Source organism: Pseudooctadecabacter sp. (assembly GCF_965657175.1).
Lineage (GTDB): Bacteria > Pseudomonadota > Alphaproteobacteria > Rhodobacterales > Rhodobacteraceae > Octadecabacter.
This window is the reverse complement of the sequence record NZ_CBFHNH010000025.1, coordinates 26580-33289: the sequence shown is the minus strand read 5'-3', so window position 1 is coordinate 33289 and position 6710 is coordinate 26580. Positions and strand designations below refer to the sequence as shown.

The following is a 6710-nucleotide window of genomic DNA, read 5'->3' as shown; positions in this document are numbered from 1 at the left end:
CTCACCGCCGGTGACAGATTCCAGCAAGAAGGCATGGGTGCCTGCGCCATTCAGTTTCAGCATCAGGGACACCGGCGTGTCCAAATCCGCCGTCAGCCGCGTGTAGACGATCTGGTGGTGGCCCGCGTCATAGCCGCGCGCGAAGGTCTGGAAATCGGGCGTCATGGCTTACCGGAAGTTCGAGTGGATGGAGTTGATGGCCGCTTGGTTCAGGGTCACGTCCGTGTTCACCTGAATGTTGCGGGTATAGAGTTCATAGATGTCCTGCGCGATGCCTTGGCTGCTGCTTTCGGCAATCGATGCGACTTCGGCGGCAAAGGCGCTGTCGGTGTCTTCGGCGGGCGTGACCCCATCAAGGCGCACGATGATGGCCCCGCCTGAATTTTCCAACACGCGGACATCGCCCAGCTCCATTGTGAAAACTTCCGTCAGGAAGGTGGGGGGCGTGCCGTTGACGAAGCCGCGACGGGTGAGGTTGGTTTCCTGCACGGCGTCGAGGTCGAGGGCCGCAAATTCCCGCCCCTCACGCAGTTGGGCCGCGCGGCTTTCGGCATCATCGACGATGGCTTGGGCTGTGACCTCGGCCTCCCATCCGGCGATCACATCGGCGCGGATATCATCCAGCGGGGGCACCATGGGGGCGATGATGTCGGTCACTTCGAGCGCGAAGAGGCCGCCGTCGTCAAGCTCCTCCACTTCAGCGAAATCGCCCACATCGGTGGCGGCCGCGATGTCACGGAAGCTGGCGTAGGCGGCGATCCCGTTTGTCACATCCGTGGTCCACGTGATCTCGCCCAGCTGCATTTCGGTCTGGTCGGCCACGTCCGACAGCTGCGCCCCGCCAGCCAGCAGGTTTGTGATCGGGTCAATCTGGTCTTCGATTAGGCGGCGCGCACGGGCGGCGGCCTGATCTTCGCGCAGATCGGGCAGGGCCTGTTCAAAGGTGATGTTGCGCGCCGACAGGATCGCGTTCATCCGAAACAGTGCCGGTCCCAGATCAGACGGGAAGGGGCCCACGATGTCGCCGGTTTCGGCCGCAAAAATCGCGGGGCCTGCGTCATCCATCTGCGCTTCGGTCACATCGCCGATGTCCACATCGCTCAGGGTCAGGCCACGGGCGGCGACCAAATCGGGGAAGGTCGTCTCACCGGCTTCAATCTGGGCGAGGGCTGCTGCTGCGGCCTCCTCATCAGAAAACACCAGCCGTTCCACCAGACGCCGTTCGGGCTGTTGGTATTCTTCAAGACGGGCGTCATATTCGGCGCGCAATTCATCTTCGTCGACGGGCATGTCGTCTTGGATCATATCGGGCGTCAGCCAGACGTAGCGGATTTGCCGGGTTTCAAGTGTGCGATAAAGATCTGGGTTGGCGTCGTAATGGGCCTGCAAGTCTTCCTCGGACGGCTCGGGCAGGGCCACTTCAACATCGGCATCTGCCAAAGGCGCCCATGTGAACGTGCGCCCTTCGCGCGAAAACTGCGCCAGCGTTTCGGCATAGGTCAACGGGTCGGGAATGCCTGTGAAAACAGCGCCTTGCACCAGCGCACGGGTTGCTTGATCGCGCAGGGTGTTTTCGTATTCCCGCACGCTGATTCCCGACCGGGCCAGTGTTCCGCGGTATTGGGCGCGGTCGAACGCGCCGTTGATGTCACGGAAGGCGGGGTTGCCTAGTACCTGTTCAGAGATAATGTCATCGCCCACAGACAGGCCCAGAACGGCGGCTTCATTGTCCAGCGACCGTTGGCCCACGACAACTTGAAGGGCCGTGGCCGGAATGCCCTGCGCCTCAGCCTCAGGAAACGAGATTTGCCGACCCTGTTCAGCAGAGGCAGAGGCAATGCGGTTTTGCAGTTCCAGATAATAGCTTTGTGCCGCGATCGGTTTGTCGCCCGCGTTGCCAATGGCCCGCACCGTGCCCGACAGCCCCGTGGCGCCAAAGCCCATCAGACCTATGAACAGCAGGCCCATTACGATCCACACAAAGAAGTTCCGTGTTTTGCTTGCTTTGGCCATGATGAGACGCCCCTAAAATCACGTTTGCACCTGAATAGGCGGGGGATGCGCAGGGTGCAAGCGGTGTTGGGCCTAGCGTGGGGTGAAGGCCACCAATCGGTCAAACAAAGCCGTGATCCCGGCGCGGTCCACATTGGCAAATGCCACGCGCAAATGCTGGGTGCCGCCTTTGTCTGGCATGAACGTCCCGCCAGAGGCGGGCATGAACATCGTCCCGGGAAGAGTAAGAACGCCTGCGTCTTGCACCAATGTTTTCGCCAGCACATCCGATGGGACTTCAAAGGGATGTGTCAAGTAAGCAAAATAGGCGCCGCAGCCTTCCAGTGCCCACCCAGTCGCGGTGAGCCTTGGCATCTGTTCTTCAATCGCGGCGCGTCTGTCGAGAATCTCAAGCCGTTCACCTGCCAGCCAATCGCCCAGATGCTCCATCCCCCAGAGAGCGGCCCGTTGACCCAGCTGATTTGGACAGATGGTGACGGTGTCGAGGAATTTTTCCACCTCGGCCAGCCGCGCCTCGGACGCGACCATGGCTCCCACGCGGTGACCGGTCAGACGGTAGGCTTTGGAAAAGGAATAAAGCTGGATCAATGTGTCGTCCCAGTTGGGGTCCTGAAACAGCGGATGCGGCGCGCCATTTGCGGCCAGATCGCCGGTGGTGGCGACGCGGCTGTCAAAATCGCGGTAGGTCTCATCAATGATCAGCGCAATGCCACGGGACCGTGCCAGTGTCGCAAAGGCCTGCACAGTGGCTGCGGGATATTCGACACCGCCGGGATTGTTGGGCGTGACCAGCACAATCGCGCGGGTGCGGTCGGTGATCAGGGCTGCGGCATCTTCGGCATTGGGCACCAGTGTATCGCGCGCCTCGAGAGGCACAGTGTGCACGCCTGCCATATCCAACCACATGCGGTGATTGAAATAGTGGGGCACCGGCAGGATGACCTCATCGCCCTCCGCACATAATGTTGAAATCGCTGCCGTGAACGCTTGATTGCAGCCGGAGGTGATCGCCACGTTGGCCGGTTCAATGGTCCCCCCGTATGAGGCTGACCAATCGGCCGCGACCTTCGCCCGCAGGTCAGGCAGGCCCAAGACCGGCCCATACAGGTGACTTTCGTCGTCTTCGACGACGATCCGCGCCAGTTCCTGACGCAGGGCCAGCGGCGGCGGGTCTACGGGTGCGGCTTGACTGACATTGATCAGGGGCCGGTCGGTGAAATCCACGCCCTCCAGCCAACGGCGCGCCTCCATGACGGGGGGCGAAAAGGTGGTCTGGGTGCGCGCGACAGTCATCTGGAAGGCTCCGGGTTGAGAGTGCGGGATGCCTCCGGCGGGAGTTTTTCGGGCCAGATGAATAAAGGACGGTCCCCCGTTTCATCTGGCCCGGCAAACTCCCCCCGGAGGGCCGATCAGCGTTTAGTCTTTACCCCGATAAGGTTCGACATATTGCAAGGCCATGTCCCACGGGAAGAAAATCCATGTGTCCTGACTGACGCCGGTGATAAAGGTGTCCACCTGTGGCTCGCCTTCGGGTTTGGCGTAGACGGTGGCGAAATGCGCCTTTGGGTAGAGGCTGCGCACCAGTTCGAGGGTTTTGCCGCTGTCGACCAGATCATCAATGATCAGGATGCCTGTGCCGTCGCCCATCATACCCGCGTCGGGAGATTTCAGGACCTTGGCGTCGCGCCGCTGGTCTGCGGCCCCGCCGCCCGAATGGTATGAGACCACGGAAATTGTATCCACCGTGCGCACATCCAATTCCCGCGCCACGATCATGGCAGGGGCCATGCCGCCACGGGTGATCGCCACCACAGCCCGCCACGCGCCATCGTCCGGGCCTTTGCCATCCAGCCGCCATGCCAATGCGCGGCTGTCGCGGTGGATCTGGTCCCAAGAGATGTGGAAGCCTTTTTCGTGGGGCAGGCGGCCCTCTGGGCTGGTGCTCATGGGATTAATCCTTGTTGGGGGACATGTCGGGGGCGTCGACGGCCTTCATGCCGACCACGTGGTAGCCCGCATCGACGTGGTGGGTTTCGCCGGTCACACCCGCGCTGAGGTCAGACAGCAGGTAGAGGGCGGAGCCGCCGACTTCGTCAATGGTCACATTCTTACGCAGGGGTGAATTGTATTCGTTCCATTTCAGGATGTAGCGGAAATCGCCGATGCCGGAGGCGGCCAGTGTTTTGATCGGACCCGCCGAAATCGCGTTGACGCGGATGCCGTCCTTGCCAAGGTCCTCGGCCAGATAACGCACGCTGGCCTCAAGTGCGGCCTTGGCCACGCCCATGACGTTGTAATGGGGCATGATCCGTTCAGCCCCGTAATACGTCAACGTGATGGCGCTGCCGCCTGGGTTCATCATCTTTTCGGCGCGCTGCATCACGGAGGTGAAGGAATAGACCGAGATGTCCATGGTCATCACGAAATTGTCGCGGCTGGTGTCTACATAACGGCCGCGCAATTCGTTTTTGTCTGAAAAGCCAATGGCATGGACGACGAAGTCAATGGTGTCCCATTTTTCTTTGATGCCGTCGAACAACGCATCAATCGATGCCTCATCAGCCACATCACACGGCAGCACCATGTCTGACCCCAGCTTTTCCGCCAGTGGGCCCACGCGTTTTTTCAACGCGTCACCTTGGTAGGAAAACGCAAGCTCGGCACCGGCCTCGGACAGGGCTTTGGCGATGCCCCATGCGATGGATTTGTCGTTGGCCAAGCCCATAATCAGGCCGCGTTTTCCCTGCATCAAATTGGATGACATAGCTTTCCTTTCAGCCCGTGGGGGCCTGATAAATGTCGTGCCTTTTCCGTTTAGGCCAATGGGCTGGGGGCTTCAAGACGCAGGCGCATTGTCGCTTGACCTAAGGGCCGCCAGTGCCACCTTAGGATCAAAGACATCTGGATAGGACAGACCATGGCAGACCGCAGCGGCAAATTTGCAGGCGACGACCCTTTTGAGATCGTACGCGCGTGGATGGCAGAGGCCCATGAAAGTGAGATCAATGATCCCAACGCCATTGCGCTGTCCACTGTGGACGCGGATGGGTTGCCCAATGCGCGCATGGTTTTGCTCAAGGACGTGGAAAGTGACGGGCAGGGGGATGGGGCGTTCGTCTTCTACACCAACTACGGCAGCCAGAAGGGGCGCGAACTAGATGCGTCGGGCAAGGCGGCTTTTGTGATGCATTGGAAATCGCTGCGCCGTCAGATCCGTGTGCGCGGGACTGTGTCACGTGAAGACGGCCCTGCTGCGGATGAATATTTTGCCTCTCGCAGTTTGAAAAGCAGGTTGGGGGCCTGGGCGTCTGACCAATCGGCGCCCTTGTCGTCGCGTGCAGCCCTTGTGGCTGAGGTCGCAAAAGTCACGGCCACCAAAGGCACCAATCCCAAACGGCCCCCGTTTTGGGGGGGATTTCGAATCTCACCCGTCGAAATTGAGTTTTGGGCGGACGGAGACTTTCGGTTGCATAATCGGTTTCGTTGGTCGCGCTTAGGGCGAAGTGACCCTTGGGAAATTGACCGTCTGAACCCGTAAATTTCACGCGACGTGAAAATTGGGACGCGGAAATGCTTGTATTTCCTGAATTTCGGGTCCACTTTCGCCCCACGTGAAAATCTGCGCGTTCGTTCAATTTCGCGCGGATGGGGACAAAATATGACTGAAGAAACGATCAGCGCTCGCCCTGTGGGGGGGCAAGTGAAATGGTTCGATCCAACAAAGGGCTTTGGGTTTATCATTGCCCATGATGGGGGGCCTGACATTTTGCTGCATGCAAATGTCTTACGCAACTACGGACAAAGTTCGGTCGCAGAAGGGGCTGGCATCACGGTTCACGTGATTGAAACGGACCGCGGCTTGCAGGCCAACGAGGTGGTGTCGATTGACCAACCAACGGAAGTGCCCGTGGCAACCCTGTCGGATTTTGCGGAGTTCGAAGCCGCCGATATCACCAACGCGGCCATTGAACCGGCACGGGTCAAATGGTTCGACAAAGCCAAAGGGTTCGGTTTTGCCAATGTGTTCGGCAAATCTGCTGACGTCTTTGTGCATGTAGAGGTCTTGCGTCGCGCGGGTCTGGCTGATCTTTTGCCCGGCGAAGCCATTGCGCTGCGGGCCATTGAGGGCAAACGCGGGCTTATGGCGGCTGAGGTTTTGCCATGGGAAAGCGCGGACTAACACTTTTCACCTGTTGTGCAGTGCTGATGGCGGGGACTGCCATGGCCGAATGCGATGCCGAAACGCTCGCCGTGCGGGGTGATTTCGGCGAAGTGCGGTTTTCCGTCGATGTGGCCGATGATGCGTCCGAACGGGCGCAGGGGCTGATGTTCGTCGAACAGATGGGCACCTTCGAAGGGATGCTGTTTGTCTTTGAGCGCCCGCAAACCACCAGCTTTTGGATGCGCAACACGCTGATCCCCCTCGATATGATCTTTATCGGGGCGGACGGGGTGGTGGACAGTATCCACGAAAACGCAGTGCCCTTGGACGAAACGCCGATCTTTGGCGGTGATGCCATCCAATATGTGTTGGAGGTGAACGGCGGCCTGTCATCCCGATTGGGCCTGTCGGTGGGCGATACCGTCCAGCATCCCAGCATTGCCGGCGACGTCATCTGGCCTTGCGACTAGCTTTTCGTGTTTTTGTCCAAATTACCCCTTTTCAAATCATCCGGCAGGTTTTAGACCAGCCTTCG

At 59.7% G+C, this 6710-nt stretch carries 7 protein-coding genes and 1 pseudogene; 3 read left to right on the top strand and 5 right to left on the bottom strand.

The features are described from left to right. The 5 genes and pseudogenes from ACTG36_RS15435 to fabI form a co-directional block, all read right to left on the bottom strand. Positions 1–165: pseudogene (locus ACTG36_RS15435) on the bottom strand (anthranilate synthase component I); the annotation flags it as partial. 3 nt (positions 166–168) lie between these two features. Further along, entirely contained in the window at positions 169–2013 is a 1845-nt protein-coding gene (locus tag ACTG36_RS15430; protein ID WP_375281855.1) for a peptidylprolyl isomerase, read from the bottom strand. A 72-nt stretch (positions 2014–2085) separates the two neighbouring features. After that, positions 2086–3306 (bottom strand): aminotransferase, encoded by a 1221-nt coding sequence (locus ACTG36_RS15425; RefSeq protein WP_375281856.1) that lies wholly within the window; start codon positions 3304–3306, stop codon positions 2086–2088. A gap of 123 nt (positions 3307–3429) precedes the next feature. Then, the gene (gene gpt / locus ACTG36_RS15420; protein ID WP_375281857.1) at positions 3430–3960 is read right to left on the bottom strand and encodes a xanthine phosphoribosyltransferase; all 531 of its coding nucleotides are present in this window, start codon (positions 3958–3960) and stop codon (positions 3430–3432) included. Between the two features lie 4 nt (positions 3961–3964). Further along, positions 3965–4777: an enoyl-ACP reductase FabI gene (gene fabI / locus ACTG36_RS15415; protein ID WP_375281858.1), complete on the bottom strand. Its 813-nt coding sequence runs from the start codon at positions 4775–4777 to the stop codon at positions 3965–3967. A 153-nt stretch (positions 4778–4930) separates the two neighbouring features. Here fabI and pdxH point away from each other — a divergent pair, with 153 nt between their 5' ends. From pdxH to ACTG36_RS15400, 3 genes are all read left to right on the top strand, one after another. Continuing rightward, positions 4931–5551, top strand: coding sequence for a pyridoxamine 5'-phosphate oxidase (pdxH, locus tag ACTG36_RS15410; RefSeq protein ID WP_375281859.1), 621 nt, complete (start codon positions 4931–4933; stop codon positions 5549–5551). Positions 5552–5671: 120 nt separating this feature from the next. Further along, on the top strand, positions 5672–6193 hold the full coding sequence (locus ACTG36_RS15405; protein WP_375281860.1) for a cold-shock protein: 522 nt from the start codon (positions 5672–5674) through the stop codon (positions 6191–6193). Next, positions 6175–6645, top strand: coding sequence for a DUF192 domain-containing protein (locus ACTG36_RS15400; RefSeq protein WP_375281861.1), 471 nt, complete (start codon positions 6175–6177; stop codon positions 6643–6645). Before ACTG36_RS15405 ends, ACTG36_RS15400 begins: the two co-directional genes overlap by 19 nt. Positions 6646–6710: the final 65 nt, after the last annotated feature.